General features: G+C 62.0%; 17 protein-coding genes. 15 read left to right on the top strand and 2 right to left on the bottom strand.

All coding sequences use genetic code 11. The features are described 5' to 3' along the window. From nucS to HMPREF2698_RS01880, 6 genes are all read left to right on the top strand, one after another. Positions 1-567, top strand: a 567-nt coding sequence (gene nucS, locus HMPREF2698_RS01860; protein WP_070561691.1) for an endonuclease NucS, incomplete at its 5' end; no start/stop codon positions are given. Beyond that, the gene (locus HMPREF2698_RS13550; protein ID WP_083303765.1) at positions 567-851 is read left to right on the top strand and encodes a hypothetical protein; all 285 of its coding nucleotides are present in this window, start codon (positions 567-569) and stop codon (positions 849-851) included. The genes nucS and HMPREF2698_RS13550, both read left to right, overlap by 1 nt. A 10-nt stretch (positions 852-861) precedes the next feature. After that, entirely contained in the window at positions 862-1,170 is a 309-nt protein-coding gene (locus HMPREF2698_RS01865; RefSeq protein ID WP_070525199.1) for a thiamine-binding protein, read from the top strand. Beyond that, positions 1,167-2,090 (top strand): tetratricopeptide repeat protein, encoded by a 924-nt coding sequence (locus HMPREF2698_RS01870; RefSeq protein ID WP_070561693.1) that lies wholly within the window; start codon positions 1,167-1,169, stop codon positions 2,088-2,090. Before HMPREF2698_RS01865 ends, HMPREF2698_RS01870 begins: the two co-directional genes overlap by 4 nt. Before the next feature lie 206 nt (positions 2,091-2,296). Beyond that, entirely contained in the window at positions 2,297-3,874 is a 1,578-nt protein-coding gene (locus HMPREF2698_RS01875) for a peptide ABC transporter substrate-binding protein (RefSeq protein WP_070561695.1), read from the top strand. A gap of 47 nt (positions 3,875-3,921) precedes the next feature. After that, positions 3,922-4,320: an arsenate reductase/protein-tyrosine-phosphatase family protein gene (locus tag HMPREF2698_RS01880; protein WP_070531156.1), complete on the top strand. Its 399-nt coding sequence runs from the start codon at positions 3,922-3,924 to the stop codon at positions 4,318-4,320. A gap of 91 nt (positions 4,321-4,411) precedes the next feature. Here HMPREF2698_RS01880 and glgB read toward each other — a convergent pair whose 3' ends face one another. After that, a complete protein-coding gene (gene glgB / locus HMPREF2698_RS01885; protein WP_070561697.1) occupies positions 4,412-6,532 on the bottom strand; it encodes a 1,4-alpha-glucan branching protein GlgB in 2,121 nt (706 codons plus the stop codon). 106 nt (positions 6,533-6,638) lie between these two features. Next, the gene (locus HMPREF2698_RS01890) at positions 6,639-8,645 is read right to left on the bottom strand and encodes a maltotransferase domain-containing protein (protein ID WP_070561709.1); all 2,007 of its coding nucleotides are present in this window, start codon (positions 8,643-8,645) and stop codon (positions 6,639-6,641) included. Positions 8,646-8,777: 132 nt separating this feature from the next. Here HMPREF2698_RS01890 and HMPREF2698_RS01895 point away from each other — a divergent pair, with 132 nt between their 5' ends. The 9 genes from HMPREF2698_RS01895 to HMPREF2698_RS01935 form a co-directional block, all read left to right on the top strand. Further along, positions 8,778-9,575, top strand: a complete 798-nt coding sequence (locus tag HMPREF2698_RS01895; RefSeq protein ID WP_369821990.1) for an ABC transporter ATP-binding protein — start codon at positions 8,778-8,780, stop codon at positions 9,573-9,575. A gap of 50 nt (positions 9,576-9,625) precedes the next feature. Beyond that, positions 9,626-10,453 (top strand): NUDIX hydrolase, encoded by an 828-nt coding sequence (locus HMPREF2698_RS01900; RefSeq protein ID WP_070525210.1) that lies wholly within the window; start codon positions 9,626-9,628, stop codon positions 10,451-10,453. A gap of 11 nt (positions 10,454-10,464) precedes the next feature. Next, complete coding sequence (locus HMPREF2698_RS01905) at positions 10,465-11,616, top strand: THUMP-like domain-containing protein (protein WP_070561698.1); 1,152 nt, start codon at positions 10,465-10,467, stop codon at positions 11,614-11,616. A 34-nt stretch (positions 11,617-11,650) separates the two neighbouring features. Then, the gene (locus tag HMPREF2698_RS01910; RefSeq protein ID WP_070561700.1) at positions 11,651-12,451 is read left to right on the top strand and encodes an electron transfer flavoprotein subunit beta/FixA family protein; all 801 of its coding nucleotides are present in this window, start codon (positions 11,651-11,653) and stop codon (positions 12,449-12,451) included. Between the two features lie 12 nt (positions 12,452-12,463). Further along, positions 12,464-13,423, top strand: coding sequence for an electron transfer flavoprotein subunit alpha/FixB family protein (locus tag HMPREF2698_RS01915; protein ID WP_070561702.1), 960 nt, complete (start codon positions 12,464-12,466; stop codon positions 13,421-13,423). Beyond that, complete coding sequence (locus HMPREF2698_RS01920) at positions 13,423-14,547, top strand: cysteine desulfurase family protein (protein ID WP_070561703.1); 1,125 nt, start codon at positions 13,423-13,425, stop codon at positions 14,545-14,547. The genes HMPREF2698_RS01915 and HMPREF2698_RS01920 overlap by 1 nt, the downstream gene beginning before the upstream one ends. Before the next feature lie 90 nt (positions 14,548-14,637). Next, entirely contained in the window at positions 14,638-15,891 is a 1,254-nt protein-coding gene (locus HMPREF2698_RS01925) for an alpha/beta hydrolase (RefSeq protein WP_070561705.1), read from the top strand. Further along, positions 15,872-18,316 carry a bifunctional lysylphosphatidylglycerol flippase/synthetase MprF gene (locus HMPREF2698_RS01930; protein WP_070561707.1) on the top strand — a complete coding sequence of 815 codons (2,445 nt, stop codon included), beginning with the start codon at positions 15,872-15,874 and terminating at the stop codon, positions 18,314-18,316. Before HMPREF2698_RS01925 ends, HMPREF2698_RS01930 begins: the two co-directional genes overlap by 20 nt. A 50-nt stretch (positions 18,317-18,366) precedes the next feature. Beyond that, on the top strand, positions 18,367-21,719 hold a 3,353-nt coding region (locus HMPREF2698_RS01935), incomplete at its 3' end, for a restriction endonuclease (RefSeq protein ID WP_070561711.1).

The raw sequence follows: 21,719 nt of genomic DNA on the forward strand, positions 1-21,719 counted from the left end.
GCCTATAAGCCGCTGAACTGGATGACTCCGCCGTGCACCTTTGAGGAGTCGGCGATTGAGGATATCGACGGCGAGGACACAGGAGAGAAACTGTGGCTGGTAGAAAATCCGAAAGGTGAGCAGCTGCGCATCACCATCGCTCAGATCCACCAGGAGATTGACATGGATCTGGGAGAAGACCCCGGCTTGGTCAAGGATGGCGTGGAAGCCCACTTGCAGGAGCTGTTGGCGGAACACATAGAAACGTTGGGGGAGAAGTACTCGCTGGTGCGCCGCGAGTACCCCACCGCGATTGGTCCGGTAGACATCATGGCCAAGAACTCCAAGAATGAATTCGTAGCGGTCGAGGTCAAGCGCCGCGGCGGAATTGATGGCGTCGAGCAGCTCACGCGCTACCTTGAGCTGCTCAACCGCGACGACTTGCTAGCACCGGTCCACGGTGTGTTCGCAGCGCAGGAAATCAAGCCCCAAGCGCGGACCTTGGCGGAAGACCGCGGTATCCGTTGCGTCGTCCTGGACTACCAAGAGCTGCGCGGCATCGAGTCCAACGAGCTGCGGTTGTTCTAGTGCCGCGCCGCAATCGTAGGATCCGCGAAGAGGCACGGTCACTGCCGCGCGACGGCAGTGCCTTCCTCGGCTCGCAGACGGTACCAGGGCCGAGCTGGACCCATGGCGAGCCTTTCGTTATGAGACACGTCGGCAGCGCGGCCGCTCAGAAGTACTACGTGTGCCCGGGATGCAACCAGAACATACCTCCCGGGGTGGCGCACATCGTGGCGTGGCCGCGGGATACCGGTGGGCGCGCTGACGACCGTCGCCATTGGCACCGGCACTGCTGGGAGCGGCGGTAGGATAGCGGGCATGATTGTTGCCTTTTCCGTAGCCCCCTCCGTCGTGGGCGATGAACGCGCTGAGATGTCCGAGGCCGTCGCCGAAGCCGTGCGTGTGGTCCGGGCCTCCGGCCTGCCCAATGAGACCAATGCCATGTTTACCCTTGTTGAAGGCGAGTGGGATGAGGTCTTCGCGGTTATCAAGGAAGCCACCGATGCCGTGCGCGCGGTTTCGCCCCGCACCAGCCTGGTGATTAAAGCCGATATCCGCGAAGGCGTGACCGGGCAGATAACCCAAAAAGTAGATTCCGTTAATCGTTACCTGGAGGAGAATAAGTGACCGGACCGTACGTAGGAGGAGCCCTCGACCTCGGCGCCATCAAGCAGCAGGCAGAGGCCAAGGCGAAAGCACAGGAACAGGGTACTACTGGTGCCTCGGCAGGTGTACAGCCCTTCTTTGAGGTCACCGAGCAGAACTTCGAGAATGACTTGGTGCGCCGCTCCGCCGAGGTGCCCGTCATCGCCCTGATCGGCTCGCCGCGCTCCCCGGCCTCCGAGCAGCTCAAGAAGGACTTCGAGGAGATGGCGGCTGCCGGTGGGCTCAAGTTCATCGTCGGCTATATCAACGCTGATGTCGTGCCCCAGGTGGCGCAGGTCTTCGGCGTGCAGAATCTGCCGACCACCGTTGCCATCGCAGCCGGCCAGCCCGTCACCAACTTTGAGGGCGGGCAGCCGCGCGAGAACCTGGAGCAGTGGGTAGCGGCGATCGTCGACAAGCTCGGCCCCCAGCTCAAGGGTTTGCCAGACCAAGATGTAGCGGGGGAGAGCCCAGAGGAAGAAGCAGCAGATCCGCGCCTGGGCCTGGCTGAGGACGCGCTCAACCGTGGCGATTTCGACGCTGCCATCGCTACCTATGAGGAGATTCTGGCCGCTGAGCCGGATAATGCGGAGATTAAGCAGGCGCGTGACACCACTGTGCTGCTCAAGCGCTTGGATCCGGCTAACCGTAGCGAGGACCCCATCGCCGCCGCCGATGCCGCCCCAGAGGACGTGGCAAAGCAGCTCGACGCCGCCGACGCGGAGGTCGTCGCCGGTGCCCCTGACCGAGCTTTCGAGCGCCTCATTGAGGCCATGAAGCGCACCGCTGGGGATGAGAAGGAACAGCTCAAGACCCGCCTCTTGGAGCTCTTTGGTCTCTTTGATTCCGGTGACCCGCGCGTACTGGCCGCACGCACGAAGCTGGCCAGCGCGTTGTATTAAAGACGGCGTAGAAATAGTGCCCAGCTTGTGCCGGGCCCGAGAGCGACCTTCCCGGACTGTCGCGGGCTGGACCCTCAGGATGACTCAGTTGAGTCTTCTCCTGAGGGTCTTTTTTGCGTTCAAGCAATGAGGTGACGTATGGCATGTTAAATTGCTTTTTGTGCGATACAGCACAATGGTTGTTTGACTCTTTCTGGAGGACTCTCATGCGCAAGCTCCTCGGCGTTGTTGGCGCCGCCTCTCTTGCTCTTAGCCTTACCGCCTGCGGAAGCGATAGCTCCGATAGTGCCGGCGGATCCAACTATGTTCGCGTGCTCGGTACTGAACCACAGCAGGGGCTCATTCCCGCGATGACGAATGAGAACGGCGGCGGACGCATCGTCGACATGCTGTTTTCCGGATTGGTGTACTACGACGCCGACGGCAACGTGCACAACGAGATGGCGGAGTCCATCGACAAGGAAGGAGAGAAGACCTACAAGGTCACGCTCAAGCCTGACCTGAAGTTCTCTGATGGCTCAGCCGTGACGGCTGATTCTTTCGTCGATACGTGGAACTACGCGGTGGCCAATGAACAACTTAATGAGAGCTTCTTCTCCTCCATCAAGGGCTACGGGGAAGGCGTCAAAGAAATGGAAGGCCTCAAGGTCATCGATGAGCGCACCTTCACCATCGAACTCACCCAACCGGAGAGCGACTTTCCGAGCCGCTTAGGCTACAACGCCTACTTCCCAGTCCCCGCGGCCGCGCTGGAGGACCCACAGGGCTTTGGCGAATCCCCGGTGTCGAACGGCCCCTACAAGATCAAGGAATGGAACCACAACCAGAACCTGATCATCGAGCCGAACCCGGAGTACAAGGGCGACCGCGCAGCGCAGAACGACGGCATCGAATTCGCCTTCTACGCCGATTCCAGCGCGGCCTACATGGACCTGTTGGCGAATAACCTCGACGTGCTCGAAGCGATCCCGTCGTCCGCTTTCGGCAGCTATGAGCAGGACCTGGCCGGCCGTCAGGAGACCAAGCCGGCCGCTACCTATCTGGAGATGTCCATCCACATGGAGACCCCGCACTTTAGTGGGGAAGAAGGCACGCTGCGCCGCAAGGCAATCTCGATGGCTATCAACCGTGAGGAGATCGCGGAGACCATCTTCCATGGCACCCGCACACCGGCCCGCGAGTTCACGTCACCGGTGCTGAACGGATACAACGACAGCCTGCCCGGTTCGGAAAACCTGGACTATAACCCGGAGGAGGCGAAGAAGCTGTGGGCGGAGGCCGATAAGATGTACGGTGCTTTTGAAGGCTCGTTCCCGATCAACTACAACACCGATGGTGATAACAAGGACTGGGCCGATGCCGTGGCTAACAACATCAGCAACACGCTGGGAATCCAGGCCGTGGGCAACCCTTACCCGGACTTCAAGTCCTTCCGCGATGCCTACCGCACCGAGCGGATGGATGGCGCCTACCGCACGGCGTGGTTCGCCGACTATCCCTCGATGGGTAACTTCCTTGGGCCAAACTTCACCACGGGTGTGGCTTCCAATGACTCGAAGTACTCCAACCCGGAGTTCGATGAACTGATTGTGAAGGCCAACGGCGCCGCAAATGAGGAGGAAGCCGCGAAGCTCTACAACCAGGCACAGGAGCTGCTGCTGCGTGACCTTCCTTCAATCCCGCTGTTCTACCCAAACGTGGTCGGCGGCTGGTCCGAGAACGTCCAGGACGTGACGTTCAACTGGAAGTCCCTGCCGGTGTACTACGCGGTGAAGAAGAACTAGGGATCTGGCCCTACAGGCACACCGAAATATGACTAAAGTGCGGAGGCATGACCTCCGTACTTTTCCTTTGCAATACCAACCGCGGTAAGTCTCAGATGGCGGCTGCCTTAGCTAAGAAGCATGCGCCCGATTGGGAAGTTCACTCCGCAGGCGTAAAGACCACTGAACAGCATCGTGCGCAGGGCGTGAACGCCGAGGCGCAGGCCTCTCTTGCAAAGGTCGGCGCCGACATGTCAGGAACGCCAACGTTGCTTGATGCCGGCCTCGCGTCTTCGGTGGATCACGTCATCATCGTTGGTGATGCCGACTATGACGGAGTGGCTGAGCGTTGGGAGATTGAGGACCCGTCCGTGCGTGGTCTAGAGGGAGGGGAGCGAATGGATGCGTTGCGCGATGACATTGATGCTCGCGTAAGAGCTTTCCTCGATACTCACGCACAAGACTGAAAACTGCAACTGCCCGAGTTGCCAAAACTAGCGGCTGGAATTCGATCTCAGCGCTGATCTTTGGCAGGTCGGGCAGTTGTGTTCTTAGAAACTAGCCGCGGAAGGCATACCACTGCACCGAGTTGGCCGGCAGGTGTAGCTGTACGTGGTTGTCTTCGGAGCGCACGCGGTGGGCAAGGTCGTTGCCAGCACCTTGGTAGACGGCGTCGTCTGTGTTGATGACTAGCTCCCACTCGCCATCGCGCGGTACCCAGAGGTCGTAGTTCGGCACCGAGCTGCCGGAGAAGTTGCACACTGCCAACACGGCGGAGCCGTCCTTGCCATAGCGGACGTAGCCGAGCATGTTGTTGTTGGCGTCGTCAGCCTTCACCCACTGGAAGCCATCCTGCGTAAAGTCCTGTGTCCACAGGGCCGGCTGTTGCTTGTACACCGCGTTGAGGTCGCGCACCAGACGCTTGATGCCGTGGTGCCACTCGTTGCCCCAGCCCTCCAAGTTGGCCCAGTCTACGGAGTGGCCCTCTGCCCATTCGGTGGTCTGGCCAAACTCCTGTCCCATGAACATCAGCTGCTTGCCCGGGTGGGAGAACATGTAGCCGTACAGCGCGCGCAGGCCCGCGGCCTTGTTCCAGTCATCGCCCGGCATGCGCTCCCACAAGGAGCCCTTGCCGTGGACCACCTCGTCGTGGCTAAACGGGAGCACGTAGCGCTCCGAGTAGGCGTAGACCATAGAGAAGGTGAGCTCGCCGTGGTGGTAGCGGCGGTGAATCGGCTCGTGCTTGAAGTACTCCAGGGTGTCGTTCATCCAGCCCATGTTCCACTTCAGGCTAAAGCCTAGGCCGCCCTCATGCGTCGGGGCGGTCACACCTGGCCAGGAGGTGGATTCCTCGGCGATGGTCAGCACGCCCGGGTGGTTACGGTTCAGCGTGGCGTTGGTCTCCTGGAGGAATTGGACTGCCTCCAGGTTCTCGCGCCCGCCGTAGATATTGGGCAGCCATTCCTCGCGGGAGTAGTCCAGGTAGAGCATGGAAGCAACGGCGTCGACACGCAAGCCGTCGACGTGGAACTCCTCGGCCCAGTACAGGGCGTTAGCCACGAGGAAGTTGCGAACCTCGTTGCGGCCGAAGTCGAAGACGTAGGTGCCCCAATCGGCCTGCTCACCGCGGCGCGGGTCGGGGTGCTCGTAGAGTGCCTGCCCATCGAAGCGGCCCAGCGCCCATTCGTCCTTGGGGAAGTGCGCGGGCACCCAGTCGATGAAAACGCCGATGCCAGCGTTGTGCAATTCGTCGATAAGCGCGCGCAGCTCATCCGGGGAGCCCCAGCGCGCGGAGGGAGCGTAGTAGCCGGAGACCTGGTAACCCCAGGAACCGCCGAAGGGGTGCTCGGCCACGGGCAGCAGCTCCACGTGGGTAAAGCCGTGCTCAACCAGGTAAGGGATGAGTTCCTCACGCAAGCTGTTGTAGTTGGCGCCTACCTTCCAGGAGCCGACGTGGAGCTCGTAGACGCTCATCGGGACGTCGAGGTCCCCGGTGCGCTTGCTCATCCACTCCTCATCACTCCACTTGAAACTGGAGCGGGCTACAACGGACGCGGTTTCCGGCGGGGCAATGGTGCGCTTGGCCAGGGGATCCGCCTTATCAATGCGCGGGGAGTTCTTGCCGTGGACCGCAAACTTATAGCGCTCGCCTTCGCCCACACCGGGGATGAAGACCTCCCAAATGCCCGTGGAGCCGAGGCTGCGCATGGGGTATTGGGTAGGGTTCCAGCCGCAGAAGTCACCGACCACGGCCACGCCCTCCGCGTTGGGCGCCCATACGGCAAATGCGGTTCCTTCGACCTCACCCAGGTCGGTGGTGTAGCTCTTGAGATTTGCGCCCAGTACTTCCCAGAGGCGCTCGTGGCGGCCTTCCCCGATGAGGTGCTGATCCAATGTGCCCAAGGTGGGCAGGAAATGATAACCGTCCGCTACCTCGATGGCGGGCTGGCCCGGGTAGGTGATGCGCAGGCGGTAGTCTGCTTCTTCGGCGATCGGGGCCTCCCAGATATCATCCCCAACCGCGCGCATCGCGGTGGTGCCGGAAGCGGTGACGAGCTCGACGGCTTCGGCACCGGGGCGGCGAGTGCGGACGGTTCCGTCGTGCCAGCCATAAAAATCATGGGGCGCGTGGTGGCGGCAGTGGTTAAGGCGTTCGAGGTCTGAGGCCGGGATGTTCATACAGACCAAATTACCCAAGAACACCCGCTCGCGGGGCCGAAAAGAAACCCCGCGCTACCCAGAAAGGGGGACGGAATCAGCGCGGGGTATCTACTGGCCTGAGAGCTTAAGCGCGGTAGTCGTTCACGCGGCGCCACGCGATGCGTTCTTGCAGGTCATGGTGGGCTGGCGGAAGGATGAAAACGTGGGCGACGTCGCGAAGCGGTTCCAAGCGCACGAAATTGCGGTCGGACCACTCGTAGGCGGCACCACTGATGGTGTCCTGCACTGTGAAGTGATCACCCGGGTGGCGGCCCACGGCGGCCAGATCGAGGAAGACCGTGGCCTCCTGCGCGTTGCGCGGGTCTAGGTTGACCACCACGAGCACCACGTTGCCGGTGGTGGGATCGGCCTTGGAGTAGGCGATGATGGCCTCGTTATCCGTGTTGTGGAAGCGCAGCGTGCGCAGCTGCTGGAGGGCCGGGTTTTCGCGGCGGATGAGGTTGAGCAGCCGGATATAGGATTCCAGGGAGTCACCGGACTTGACAGCGGCCTGGAAGTCGCGCGGGCGCAGCTCGTACTTCTCCGAGTCGAGGTACTCCTCGCTGCCCGGCTTGACGGCCTGGTGCTCGTAGAGCTCGAAGCCCGAGTACACGCCCCACAGCGGGGAGAGAGTCGCAGCCAGCGTAGCGCGAATGGCGAACATGGCGCGCCCACCGGTCTGCAGGGATTCGTGGAGAATATCCGGGGTATTGACAAAGAGGTTGGGGCGGCAGATATCGGCCTGCTCCACGTGCATCTGCGCGAATTCGGTGAGCTCGTGCTTGGAGGTCTGCCACGTGAAGTAGGTATAGGACTGCGTAAATCCAGCCTTGGCCAGGCCGAACAGGCGCGGGGCGCGGGTGAAGGCCTCGGCGAGGAAGATGACCTCCGGGTGGGTGACGTGCACCTTGGAAATCAGCCAATTCCAGAAGTTAGCCGGTTTGGTGTGCGGGTTGTCCACGCGGAACGTATGCACGCCGGCCTCGATCCAGATCATGACGATGCGATAGATTTCCGCGTAGATGGCGTCCGGGTCGTTATCGAAGTTCAGAGGATAGATGTCCTGGTACTTCTTCGGCGGGTTCTCCGCGTAGGCAATGGTGCCATCGGCCAGGACGGTGAAAAATTCCGGGTTGGTCTTAGCCCACGGGTGGTCCGGGGAGGCCTGCAGAGCCAGGTCCAGGGCCACCTCCAGGCCCAAGTCAGCGGCCTTCTTGACCAGCTCCTTGAAGTCCTCCATGGTGCCCAGGTCCGGGTGCGTGGTGGAGTGATCTTGGATGGCCCACGGCGAGCCCACATCATCGGGCTCAGCCACCACCGAATTGTTGCGGCCCTTGCGGTGCACCTTGCCAATGGGGTGGATGGGTGGGAAGTAAACGGTATCGAAACCCATGGCTGCCACTCGCTCGAGTGCCTGTGCCGTGGTCTTAAATGTGCCGTGCACGGGGTTGCCCTCGTCATCCCAGCCACCGGTGGAGCGTGGGAAGAGCTCGTACCAGGAGCTGTAGAGGGCCTCGCGGCGTTCCACGAGGACCTCGTGAATGTCACCCTCCACCAGCAGGTGCCGCAGGGGGTGGTGGTGGAGGACGTCCGCGACCTCGTCGGATAGCGCGGTGCGCACGCGCTTGTCGACGTCCCCCGTTTCATCCTTCAGCTCCTTCGCCGCCTTAAAGAGCAGATCCGCCTTGTCGCTCGGGCACTGGATTGCCGCCTCCTCGAAGAGCTCGGCACCGTGCAAGAGATCGTTGCTGAGCTCCTGCGTGGATTGACCGGCCTCCATCTTCTTGACCACCGCGTTGCGCCAGGTGGACATCGGATCCGACCAGGCATCGACGCGGAAGAACCAGCGGCCGGCGGTGGCCGGGCTAAACACGCCGTGGACCCGATCCGGATTCTCCGGATCCACCGTCATGGTTACGGCAGAAGTGGACGGGGAGTCAGTGTTCCACACCGACAGCGTCGCGGCGACGGCATCGTGGCCCTCACGCCACACCAAGGCGGTGACAGGGACAACCTCTCCGACTACAGCTTTCGAGGCTGCGTTATGGGAGAGGGAGGGGCGGACATCGTCGATACCAAGGCGTTGAGTCATGCCCATAGAATAATGCAGCTGTGGCAGTTTCACCGGGGAAGGCTGTGTCAGTTTCACCGGGGGCGGAAGGTTTCGGCCACAATGGTGCGTGTGAACACTCCAGAGCAACAAAGCCAGCAAAACCCTGAACTTATGGACACCGACGAAGATTGGTTGATTGACTTCCGCGGCGTCGAACTGCGACGGGGCGGACGCACGCTGGTGGGGCCCATCGACTGGCAGGTGGAGCTCGACGAACGCTGGGTCATCATCGGCCCCAACGGTGCGGGCAAGACCTCGCTGGTCCGGATAGCTGCCGCCGAAGAGTTTCCCTCCGCCGGCGTGGCATACCTGATGGGAGAGCGCCTAGGTAAGACGGATATGCGCGATCTGCGCGCCGCCATCGGCATTTCCTCCGCCGCCGTCCAACACCGAATCCCGGACAATGAGCGCGTCGATGACCTCGTGGTCTCCGCCGGCTATGCCGTGCTCGGCCGCTGGCGTGAGGACTACCAAGACATGGATTTCTCCCGAGCAGATGACATCCTGGATCAGGTCGGCGCATCCCACTTGGCCAAGCGCACCTGGGGCACCCTCTCCGAAGGTGAGAAGAAGCGCGTCATCCTCGCCCGCGCGCTCATGGCCAACCCGGAGCTGCTCATCCTGGATGAGCCCTCCGCCGGCATGGACTTGGGTGGACGCGAGGACCTGGTGGGCTACCTCGGGGACCTAGCGCTCGATGCGGATGCCCCGGCGATTGTCATGATCACCCACCACGTGGAGGAAATACCTTACGGGTTTACGCATGCGATGCTCCTGGATGAGGGTAAGGTCGTGGCCAAAGGACTCATTAATTCTGTCCTGACGTCGGAAAACCTCTCCAAGGCCTTCCACCAGCCCATCCAGGTGGATCGCATTGGGGAGCGGTACTTCGCCCGGCGCACCCGCTAATCTCTAGTTCACCCCAAGAATTCTGCTCCTTCGCGGGCACGGAAAGTTGCATGAGCCAGTCCATCCACGACAGCCTTGACGCCATCGACCCTGGCGAAACCACCGGCTTCAATGGGGCACGCTTGGCCGCTACCGTCCTCCTGTTGCGCGATACCGCAGAGGGTCTGCGCGTGTGGATCCAGGAACGCGTGCGCACCATGCGCAATTACCCCGGCCACGTCGTGTTTCCCGGCGGCGGGGTAGACCCGCGTGACTTCCCACCCCGCACCTGGGACTCCGGCGAACTGTGGGCAGGCCGCTCAGTGGTGTCCATGGCACGCCGCATGGGTGTCACCAAGTACAAGGCCCACGCCCTTGTCTTCGCCGCGGCCCGGGAACTTTTCGAAGAGGCCGGCACGCTGCTGGCCATCCGCGAAGACGGCCTAGTCTCCGATGCCTCGCGCTATCACCGCGAGCGCGAGCTACTGGAATCCCACGAGATTTCTTTTACCGAATTCCTGGAACACAACGGCATGCGTGTCGACGCCGACATGTTCCTTCCCTGGTCCCGCTGGGCAGGTGAGGACAATGACCACTGGTTCGACACCTTCTTCTTCATCGGTGTGCTTCCCGAGGGCCAAGAACCGGATGGCGAAACAGGGGAGGCCGATGACGCCGGTTGGTTCGATCCACAACTGGTTCTCGACGGCTGGCGCGCCGGGCTGGTACGCCTAGCCATCCCCACCTGGGCGCAGCTCAAGCGCCTCACGTCCTATTCCAGCGTCAAGGAAGTCTTGGACGATGCCTCCTTCTCCGATCTGCGCCCCATCATCGGGGATCCCCGGGACGATGAACGCTACCGCGAGTACTTCACCACATTCCCCGTCAACCGCATCTAGAAAAGCACACCATGAGCTACACCCTGGACGAAGTCGCCTTTCTGCGCGAGAATGCAGCCGCCATCGACGCCGCCGCGGCGGACCTGGAGGGAACAAAGAAGGCACACCTGAGGGACGTCGCCAAGCTGCAGGCCCAGTTCGGTGATTATGGGCGCGCCGTAGCCGAGCTCATTCAAGCCCGCAGCTCCGGAAAGCTGCCGCAAGACTGGCTTATGGACCACGACTCTGCACAACAGGCCACTCCACCCGCGGTGGCGGCTTACCGCGCGCAATTCCTCCAGGAGCGCAACGTGGACCTCGTCCACGACCTCACGTGTTCCATCGGCACCGAGGGGCAGGCTTATCGTCCCGGCGCTTATGTGGGCAGCGACCTGGACGCTTCGCGCGTAGCCATGGCGCGGCACAACATTGAGCACCCGGTCTTTCGCGCAGATGCTCTGACCACCACGACCGCCGCCCAGGTCTGCATCGCCGATCCCGCCCGGCGCCAAGGCGGCAACCGCATTACCCGCTTGGACCAGCTCCTACCCCCGCCGGCAGACCTCCTGGACACCCACGGTGAGATGGCCATCAAGTGCGCGCCGGGAATCGACCACTCCGAATGGGAAGGTCTGGCCTGCGTGGCTAGCCTCGACGGCGGGGTGAAGGAAACCTGCCTCTATACCCCGGGACTTGGAACGGGGAAGAGGGCAGTGGTTCTCACCGCCACGCCTGAGGGAGTCAATGCGGACGTCATCGACGACGACGTCGCCGAGCACGAGCTTCCCGCCGCCGGCCCCATCGGCCGCTTTCTCATCGACCCCGACGGCGCCATCGTGCGCGCCGGGCTGGTGCGCCACTACGCCGCGCGGGAAGGCCTGCACCAACTGGACCCGCGCATTGCCTACCTCACCGGTGACCGCCTGCCTCACGGCACCTCCGGATTTGAATTCATCGAGATGGTCCCCATGAAAAAGCTCAAGGCGGCCATGGTTGCCCACGATGTTGGCTCGCTGGAAATCCTGGTACGCGGGCAAGATGTAAACCCGGATCAGTTGCGCAAGAAGCTCAAACTGAAAGGTTCCACCGCCAAGACCCTCGTGGTCACGCGCATCGGTGCGAAGGGAGTCGCGGTGTTGTGTGGACCGCGAGTAGTATCGTCCGAAGGTAATTACGCACCCTAATAGTTTCAAAATTTACGGAAGGGGAAGTGCCCACATGCCAGTCATTGTGGCTCTGGTCAAGCACGTACCGGATACGTGGTCAACCAAGACCCTCGAGGCGGACCACATCTTGGACCGCACCTCGGTGGATAACGTCATCGATGAGGTCAACGAGTACTCCGTCGAACAGGCCCTGCGCCTGCGCGACGACAATGCCGATGCCGGCTACGAGGTCGTCGCACTCACCATGGGCCCGGCCGCTGCCGATGAGGCCCTGCGCAAGGCCCTGGCCATGGGCGCGAACCACGCCGTGCACGTGACGGACGACGCCCTCGCTGGCGCCGACGCTCTGGCCACCGCCTGGGTTCTTAACGCCGCCATCAATAAGGTGGCGGAGAAATTCGGCGAAGTCCAGGTCATCACCTTGGGCAATAATTCCTCGGACGCCTCCACCGGGCTTATCGCAGGGCTCTTGGCCGAGTACCGCCAGCTGCCCGCGCTCAGCGAGCTCAAGGCAGCCTCCCTGGCCGGTGCCACCGCCACCGGCACCCGCGAGGACGCCCACGGCCACTGGGAACTTGAGGCCAACCTTCCGGCCATCCTGTCCTTTACCGACAAGGCCGACAAGCCGCGCTTCCCCAACTTCAAGGGCCTGATGGCTGCCAAGAAGGCTGAGGTCACCACGCTCGCCGTGGCGGACCTGGGCATCGACGGCGTGCCGTCCACCACCACGGTTACCGCTTCTGCGCAGCGCCCGGCCCGCACCGCCGGTGAGGTCATCACCGATCCTGATCCGGCCGTGGCTGCCGCCAAGGTCGCGGACTTCCTGGCCGCCAAGAATCTCATCGAGGGTTAAAGGAGAAAAGATATGTCTCACGTTTATGTCCTAGTTGAGCACGAAGCAGAGCAGCTCAGCCCCGTTACCGGCGAGCTCATCACCGCTGCCCGCGCGCTTGGTACCGTCTCCGCCGTCGTCGTGGCCAAGGACGCCGCCACCGCCGCCTCCTTCGACGCCGAGTTGGGCAACCTCGGTGCAGCCCAGGTAGTTCAGGCCACCGCCGCGGATTATGAGCAGCGCATCGTCACCCCGGAGGTCGACGCCCTCCACGCCCTGGCCGCCAATAACCCGGCGCCCATCGTGCTGGCAGCCACCCCGACCAACAACGAGATCGCCGGCCGCCTCGCCGCCCGCCTGGGCTCGGGCGCCCTGGTCAACGTCGACGGCATCAACGCTGACGGCTCCGCACACCACACCATCTTCGGCGGTTCCTACGAGACCTCCTCCACGGCTACCGGCTCCGTGGTCTACACCTTGCGCCCTGGCTCCGTGGCTGCTGAACCCCAGCCGGTCACCGCGGCACCCGCTCCCTTCGAGCTGCCCGCCGCCACCGCGAAGGACGTCACCGTCACCTCCTTCACCCCGGCCGAGAAGACCGCCCGTCCGGAGCTGACCTCCGCGAAGGTCGTCGTCGCCGGTGGCCGCGGCGTGGGCGACAAGTTCGCCGACGTGGTGGAGCCGCTTGCCGACGTCCTCGGTGGCGCCGTCGGCGCTACCCGCGACGCGGTGGATGAGGGCTTCTACGACCCGGCCCACCAGGTGGGCCAGACCGGCGTGACCGTCTCTCCGAAGCTCTACATCGGCCTCGGCATCTCCGGCGCCATCCAGCACACCTCAGGCATGCAGACCTCGGAGACTATCGTCGTGGTCAATCAGGATCAGGACGAGCCTTTCTTCCAGATCGCCGACCTCGGCGTGGTGGGCGACCTCCACGAGATCGCCCCGGCGCTGGTCACCGAGCTTGAGTCCCGCAAGGGGGCCGGCAACTAATGCCTCGCTACCTCGATTACGCAGCTACCCAACCCATGCGCCAGTGCGCCATCGACGCCTGGGTCGACGCCGCCGGGTCCCTGAACCCCGGCTCTGCCTATGGCTCCGGGCGCAAGGCGCGCTCCGTGTTGGATGACGCCCGCGAGACTGTCGCCGAGCTGCTCGGCTGCGAACCCATCGAGGTAGTCTTTACCTCCTCCGGCACGGAGGCGGATAACATTGCAATCCAGGGCCTTTTCCGTGCGGGGTCGGATACGACACCGCACATCATCTCGACCCCCATCGAGCACCCCGCCGTCCTGGAGACCGTGGACAAGCTCCGCGCTGAGCACGGCGCTACCGTTGACCTGCTTCCGGTTGATTCCACCGGCCACGTCAGCGACCTCGCAGCCCTGGATACCCCGGCCGCGGTGGCCACCTGCATGTGGGCCAACAACGAGACCGGTGCCATCCAGCCGGTCGCCGACATTGTTCAGCGCGCCGCCGCGCAGAACACCCCTGTGCATATCGACGCCGTGCAGGTCACCGGCAAGCTGCCCATCAATTTCCATGAGCTGGGTGCCACCACATTGGCGGCCAGTGCCCACAAGTTCGGCGGGCCGCGCGGGATCGGCCTGCTGCTCGCGCGCCGCACCCCGGCGCCTCAACCCATCGCCTTCGGCGGTGGCCAGGAGCGCGGCATCCGCCCCGGCACCGTGGACGTGGCCAGCGCGAGCGCACTCGCGGCAGCCCTGCGTGAATCCGTCGCGGACATGGAGCAGGAGACCGCTCGCCTGAGCGCACTCCGCGACAAGCTCAAGGCCGGCATCGAGTCCAGCATCGACAATGTCATCATCAACTCCGTTGAGCCCACCTTGGCTTCCCACCTGCACGTGTCCTTCCCGGGCACGGATGGTGACAGCCTCATCATGCTTCTCGACGCCTCCGGCATCGAAGCCTCCGCCGGCTCCGCCTGCCACGCGGGCGTTAACCGCATGTCCCACGTGCTCGAAGCCATGGGCATCGACGAGGAACACGGACGCGGCTCCCTGCGCTTTAGCCTGGGACGCCTCACCACCGACGAGGACATTGACGTGGTCCTGGCGGAGCTTCCGGAGATCATTCGTCGCGCTCGTTCGGTTTAGCGCAAGCATTCAATCAAGATCACAGCTATTCGGGCATATTCACAGGGAGACTACAGCGCTTTCGCCACGGCGTGGGTCTATGTTTAATCCGTGAATAACTTCATCCAGTCTGTGCTAGGCCTACCGCTGACGGACCCCGTGAACGGTGGGATCTACATTGCTATCTTGGTCATCAGTGCGCTGCTCATTGCGTGGCGCCTGCGCAAACGCGATGTCGTGTCTTTCCTTCTCGCCGCAGTCATTGCCACCGTGGCATTCTTCGTGCTCAAGCACTGGGACGTCCCGTTCTACCTCTTTGTTGCCGGGCTTGTCCCCATTGCAGCGCTCATCTCCCTCATTCACCATGCGGGCCGACGAGTCCTCATGGCCGTGATTGCGGCATTCTCGGCACTTGCGGTAGCCGGTCTGGCCAATATGGAGTACCAGTCCTATCCGGACATCGCCTCGCTCGATCCCACGCCGGTGGCCCAAGAGATGGACTACAGCCAATTCAAGGCCATGAAATCCTCGGATTCCGCTGCGATTGTGCACGTGGATCTTCCGGGTGCCATCTCAGGGTTCAGCGCGCGCCAGGCCATTGCCTACATCCCGCCGGCCTATTGGAGCAAAAAGGATATAAACCTTCCCGTTCTAGTCCTGCTCCACGGCAACCCGGGTGGTCCGGAGCAGTGGTTCGGCTCCGGCGAGGCGGCCGAAACCGCCGATGCCTTCCAACGCGCCAATGGGGGACTAAGCCCCATCGTCGTGGCGGTCGATGCCACCGGCAGTGAGACCGCCAACCCCATCTGCGCGGACACCTCCGTGGCCAAGGTCATGACCTACCTAACGACCGACGTGCCGACAGGAATCAAGACCGCTTTCCGTGTCGACGAGAATCAACAACATTGGACCGTCGCTGGTTTGTCATACGGAGGGACGTGTTCACTACAGATCCTCACCAATCATCCCGAAGCCTATGGCCAGGCAGTGGACATCTCCGGCGAGGCCGAACCCACTATTGGAAACCACGCCGCCACCGTGTCCAAGTTCTATGGTGGCGATGAAGCCGCCTACCAAGCCGCTAATCCTGCACACCTGCTGGCGACGAAAAAGTACCCCGATCACCAGGCCATCTTCATCGCCGGTAACCGGGATACTGCTGCGGTGAAAGCGCTCGGCCAACTGAACGACGCCGCACGAGGCGCCGGCATGGCCACCTACTACACTTCCCGCCCGGGCGGCCATTCCTTCGAGGTGTGGCGTCCCGCCCTGCGCGAAGTAATTGCCTGGGTTGCCCGCCGGGGCGGGCTGGCAGACCTCACCGATTCTTTCGATGGAGTACAAGATGCAGATCTTCAGCGCTAACAACCTCCGACACCTCGCGCGGCGCATTCCGGTGACGTGGGTGTTGATCCTTCTGATGTGGGTATTGGTCATCGTGACCTACGCGGTTCCAGGGCTGGCGGGCATTACGCAAACGATCGGCCTGACCGGCCGTACTTTCGGCGCAGTTGTGGCACTCACCCTCATGGCCCTAGCTTTCGTTCTTCCTTCGGAATACCGGTTGGGCTCCGTGCGGACACTTGCCGTTGGTATTGCCGCGCAGCTTATCTCCGTTCCCGTGGCCTATGTGGCCGCCCACGGGATCGAAGAAATCGGCCTCAACCGCTGGGGTGATGATCTTCTGAGCTCCACTGATTTATCACCCATCGGTTTCATAGTGGGCACAGCCGGCTTCGCTTCTGCGTGGATGCCGCGCCTCTGGCAGCGCCGCGTACGCCTCAGCATCCTCGCCCTGACGCTCACCATGGCCCTGTATGGCGGTACTTTGAGCGATGTCCTCGGCGTGAGCGCCTCGGTGCTGTCCATCGCGGCCGGTATCGCATGGAGTGTCTTTGTGCCCCGCACGAGCGCGCAGCGCCCAGCCGCTTTCCATCGTGCCTCGGTGCCCGAGCGCCGAGTTCTCACCGCGCTCATCGTGGGAGTGGTAGCCATCGGCCCAGCCTTCGTGGCGCTCGACCCACTGGCGGAAGGGCCCTTCAGCCCAGTCACCCGGCTGATGTGGTCCTTCAACTCTGCTGCTTATCACGCCACTGAGATCTGCCAGGCTGACCCCACAAGCCAGGCCTGCCAAGCTGCCCTTGATTTCGCCCGCGTCCACGGCGTGGGTCCGGCCATCGCCAGCGTCATGCCGCTCATCATCCAACTCGTACTGTGCTTCGGCCTCATCCGCGGACGCCGTCTTGCGTGGTTGCTATCCGTCCTTACCCAGGTACTCGTCATCGCTGTGCTTCTAGCTCAGCTGTGGGACTTTAGCCAAGAAGGCCTTGTGCTCTACGGCGTGAATCTCGCCGCTGTGGTCCTGCCCTGGGCCACCTGCTTCGTCGTGCTCATCTGGAACCGCCGCGTGTTCCACATCCACGAAAGTGTGCGCGCGCTGGGCCGAGCCGCAGGAAAGATCGCAGCTGCCTTTGTCATCACGGCCGCTCTTTGGGGCGTTGGCGCACTACTTTTCAAGGACGGCTTCGTCGAGACAGCCACTGCCGGATCGATCCTGGCCGAACTCCCTCTGCGCTATGTCCCGCCAGTCGTGGCTACGCTACTTCCGCTCAAGCTCGCGCCGACCACCTGGTTGACGTGGGCTTTCTACGAGTGGGTCGGCACTCTGTTCTGGATGTACACCTCGTGGGTGGTCTATCGCATGTTCGCTACTCCTGCGAACCCCGAGGCCGCTGAGGTTCGTGACCACGCTCGCGCCATCCTGGAGCAGGGCAGTGGTGACCACCTCTCCGCTATGACCCTGTGGAAGGGGAACCGCTACTTCTTTAACGACAGCAACTACGTGGCCTACCGCGTCCACAACGGCATTGCACTCAGCCTCGGCGAGCCGGCGGGCAATGACCCGCAGGCCACCGCAGCGGCCTTCGAAGAATTCGCCCGCGAACAAGGCTGGCGCCCGGCCTGGTACTCGGTACGGGAAAGCTTTACCCGTCCCGGCTTCCGCCGCCTCGAAGTAGCTGAGGAGGCCGTCCTGGACACCTCTAACACGGAGTTCAAAGGCAAGAAATTCCAGAACATTCGCACCGCCCGCAACAAGGCCGGCAAAGAGGGCGTCACCACGCTGTGGACGGAGTGGAAGGACCTCGATCTTGCCACCCGCAACAAAATTGCCGAGCTCTCCGAAGAATGGGTCTCTGACAAAGCTCTCCCAGAGATGGGCTTTACTTTGGGCGGTGTTAACGAGCTGCGGGAGGAAGGCACCAAGCTACTGCTCGCGCTGGGGGAGGACGGCACGCTGCACGGCGTGACATCTTGGCTCCCTGTTCGTGAGAACGGAAGCGTGGTGGGCTACACCCTCGACGTCATGCGCCGCGCCGACCACGGCTTCAAGGGGGCAATCGAGCTACTCATCTCTGAGGCTATGATCATCGCCGCCGGCGAAGGCTGCGCCTGGATTTCGCTCTCCGGCGCGCCCCTGTCAGGTACACCAGAGGAACCCGGGCTTCTCGACGCCCTCCTCACCCGCCTCGGCGAAGAAATGGAACCCCTCTACGGCTTCCGCAGCTTGGCTGCCTCCAAACGCAAGTTCCAGCCGGAAGAGCACAAGTGGTACCTGGCCTACAACGATGAGCTGGCACTGCCCGCCATTGGACTCGCCGTCGTTCACGCCTATGTGCCCGACATGCGCGCAGCCGACGCCGCCCGAGCTGTGAAGACCTGGCTGGCTGAGCGTAAACAAGCCAAAGCGGAGCAAAGCGCAACGGAACCCAGCAAAGCAGATCCACGCTAAGACCAGTGTGTTGACAGAACCTCGTGCACACCTTCGGGCACAATGTTCTCATGTCGAAGTTCTCTGAGGTCCTAGACCAGCTGCGTGAAAACCAACCGAAGGCAAAGTACGGCATTGCCTTTGAGAAGCTGATGGTCAACTATTTCAAGACCGACCCGACCTTAAAGAACCAGTTCGATGAGGTCTGCCGCTGGACGGATTGGCGCTACAACGGCGGCAAGGCTGACACCGGCATCGACTTGGTGGCCCGCCGCGTGGATGACGGCACGTGGACCGCCATCCAGTGCAAGTTCTATGACTCTAAGGCGCGCATTCAGAAGTCCCACCTGGATTCCTTCTTCGAAGCCTCTGGTCATTCCTTCCAAACGGAAGAAGGCCGCCAGCACTTCGGCAGCCGCCTGATTATTTCCACCACGGACCACTGGTCCTCCCATGCAGAAGATGCGCTGGCCAACCAGATTATTCCGACCAGCCGCATTGGCATCTCCGCCATCGCGGAATCACCCATCAACTGGGACGTGGCCTTCCCTGGCTCAGAGGTGCGCGATAAGACCATCCAGATCAACCTCTCCAAGCGCGAGACCTTCGAGCCCCGCCCACACCAGCAGACAGCCATCGACAAAGCCATTGAAGGTTTCAAGACCCATGACCGCGGCAAGCTCATTATGGCCTGCGGCACCGGTAAAACCTTCACCGCCCTGCGTCTAGCGGAGCGCGTCGCTGAGGACAACGGCGGCAAGGCCCGGATTCTCTTCCTCGTGCCGTCTATCTCCTTGCTCTCCCAAACCTTGAAGGAGTGGACCGCCCAGGGCCGCCTCGACATGCGCGCCTTCGCGGTGTGCTCCGATAGCAAGGTCTCCAAGAAGGCCGAGGACATCGCCGTCTATGACCTTGAAGTCCCAGTTTCTACCGAAGGCAAGGACATCACCACGCGCTTTGAATCCGGCAAGCGCGCCAAGGGCCTCAACATCGTCTTCTCCACTTACCAGTCCATCCAGGCGGTGCACGATGCCCAGCAGGTAGGCCTCGATGATTTCGACCTCGTCATCTGCGATGAAGCCCACCGCACCACCGGCATCACCTTGGCCGGAGAGGATGCCAGCAACTTCGTCCGCGTCCACGATGCCGACTACATCAAGGCAGCCAAGCGCCTCTACATGACAGCCACCCCGCGCCTTTATGACGAAGCCGTCAAGGGCAAGGCCGAAGAACACTCCGCGGAGCTGGCTTCCATGGACGATGAAGCCATCTACGGCCCGGAGTTCTACCGACTCGGCTTCGGTGAGGCCGTGGACAAGGGCCTGCTCACGGATTACAAGGTGCTTGTCATGACCGTGGATGAATCCGTGGCCGCCCAAGCCATGGCCCACAGCGAGAACAACCAGGTCAACCTTTCCTTAGCTTCCGCCATGATTGGTGCCTGGAATGGCCTGGCCAAGCGCTCCGGCGAATTGCAGGGCAAGAAGGGCGGTTTTGAGGAAGACGCCCAGCCCATGCAGCGCGCCGTGGCCTTTGCCAAGGACATCAAGACCTCGAAGCTCATTGCGGAGACCTACCCATCACTCATCGATACCCACCAGGAACTGCTCAAAGAAAAAGCAGTGCTTAACGACGTCTCCCTGACCAACGTCGACCTCCACGTTGCCGCCCAGCACGTTGATGGCGGCATGAACGCCATGGAGCGTGGCACGAGGCTCTCTTGGCTGGAGTCCCCAGCAGGGGAGCACGAGTCCCGCATGCTCACCAATGCGCGATGCCTGTCTGAGGGCGTAGACGTCCCAGCACTGGACGCCGTCATCTTCTTCAACCCCCGCAACTCCATGGTGGACGTGGTCCAGTCCGTCGGCCGCGTCATGCGCAAGTCTGAGGGCAAGGACTACGGCTACATCATCCTGCCCGTAGCCGTGGCCAGCAACGTCTCCCCGGCCGAAGCGCTCAACGACAACCAGCGCTTCAAGGTGGTCTGGCAGATCCTCAACGCGCTGCGCGCCCACGATGACCGCTTCAACGCGAAGATTAATTCGATTGCTCTTAACGGCACTGCGGGACAAGAAGACCTGCCAATCGACGTCGTCCACGTGCCAGGGGATGACGAGAAGAGCGACACTGAGAAGCTCAAGGAAGCGGATGAAACCAAATCCCCTGAGCCGTTGGCTGATAACTCAACCGTGACCCAGCAGATTGCCTTGTTCTCTCTGGAACAGTGGCAGGAAGCCATCTACACCAAGCTGGTGGACAAGGTGGGCACCCGCACCTACTGGGAAGACTGGGCCGACGACGTCGCCACCATCGCGGAGAACCAAATCACCCGCATCAAGGCCCTTCTCGACGGCGCCGATGGCTCCCTCCGCACCGAATTCGACAGCTTTGTGGAGGGTCTGCGCAATAACCTCAACGATGGCATCAGCGAAGAAGATGCCATCTCGATGCTCTCGCAGCACCTGATTACGGCACCGGTCTTCAACGCACTCTTTGAGAACCATGACTTCATCACCCACAACCCCGTGGCCCAAGTCATGGAGAAGATGGTCAAGGCCTTGTCCAAGGCAAACCTCGATACTGAGACCGAGTCTCTGGAGAAGTTCTACGATTCCGTTCGCGTTCGTGCCTCTGAGGTGAACTCTGCTTCCGGTAAGCAGCAGGTCATCAAGGAGCTCTATGAGCGCTTCTTCCGCAAGGCCTTCAAGAAGCAATCCGAGGCTCTCGGCATCGTTTACACCCCAGTCGAGATTGTCGATTTCATCCTGCGTGCTGCCGACGATGTATCCAAGAAGCACTTTGGCAAGGGATTGACCGATGAGGGAGTGTGCATCCTCGACCCCTTCGCGGGAACCTCAACATTCACGGTTCGCCTCCTGCAATCGGGCCTCATCAAACCAGAAGACCTCGCCCGCAAATACGCTAACGAGCTCTTCGCCACGGAAATCATGCTGCTGGCCTACTACGTCTCCGCGGTGAACATTGAGACCACCTACAACGCCCTGCGCGAAGAGGTAGCTCTGCGCAACGGCGAGCCCGCACCCGAGTACGTTCCTTTCACCAACATTGCTCTGGCTGATACTTTCCAAATCCACGAGGAAGGTGATATCCCAGACCTCAACATTTTCCGTGAGAACAACGAGACCATCGAGCGCCAGAAGCAAGCGCCCATCAACGTCGTGATTGGTAATCCGCCGTACTCCGCAGGGCAGAGGTCCGCGAACGACCTCAACGCGAACCTGAAGTACCCGAGCCTGGATAAGCGGATTGCAGAGACATACGCCGCGAAGTCCACTGCGACCAATAAGAACTCGCTCTACGATTCCTATCTACGTGCCTTCCGTTGGGCTACTGACCGCATTGGTGATCAAGGTGTTGTTGCGTTCGTGTCAAATGGCGGTTGGATCGACGGAAACACCGGGGG

Origin of the sequence: Corynebacterium sp. HMSC072A02 (genome assembly GCF_001810085.1) — a bacterium.
In the GTDB taxonomy this organism is placed as follows: Bacteria; Actinomycetota; Actinomycetes; order Mycobacteriales; family Mycobacteriaceae; genus Corynebacterium; species Corynebacterium hesseae.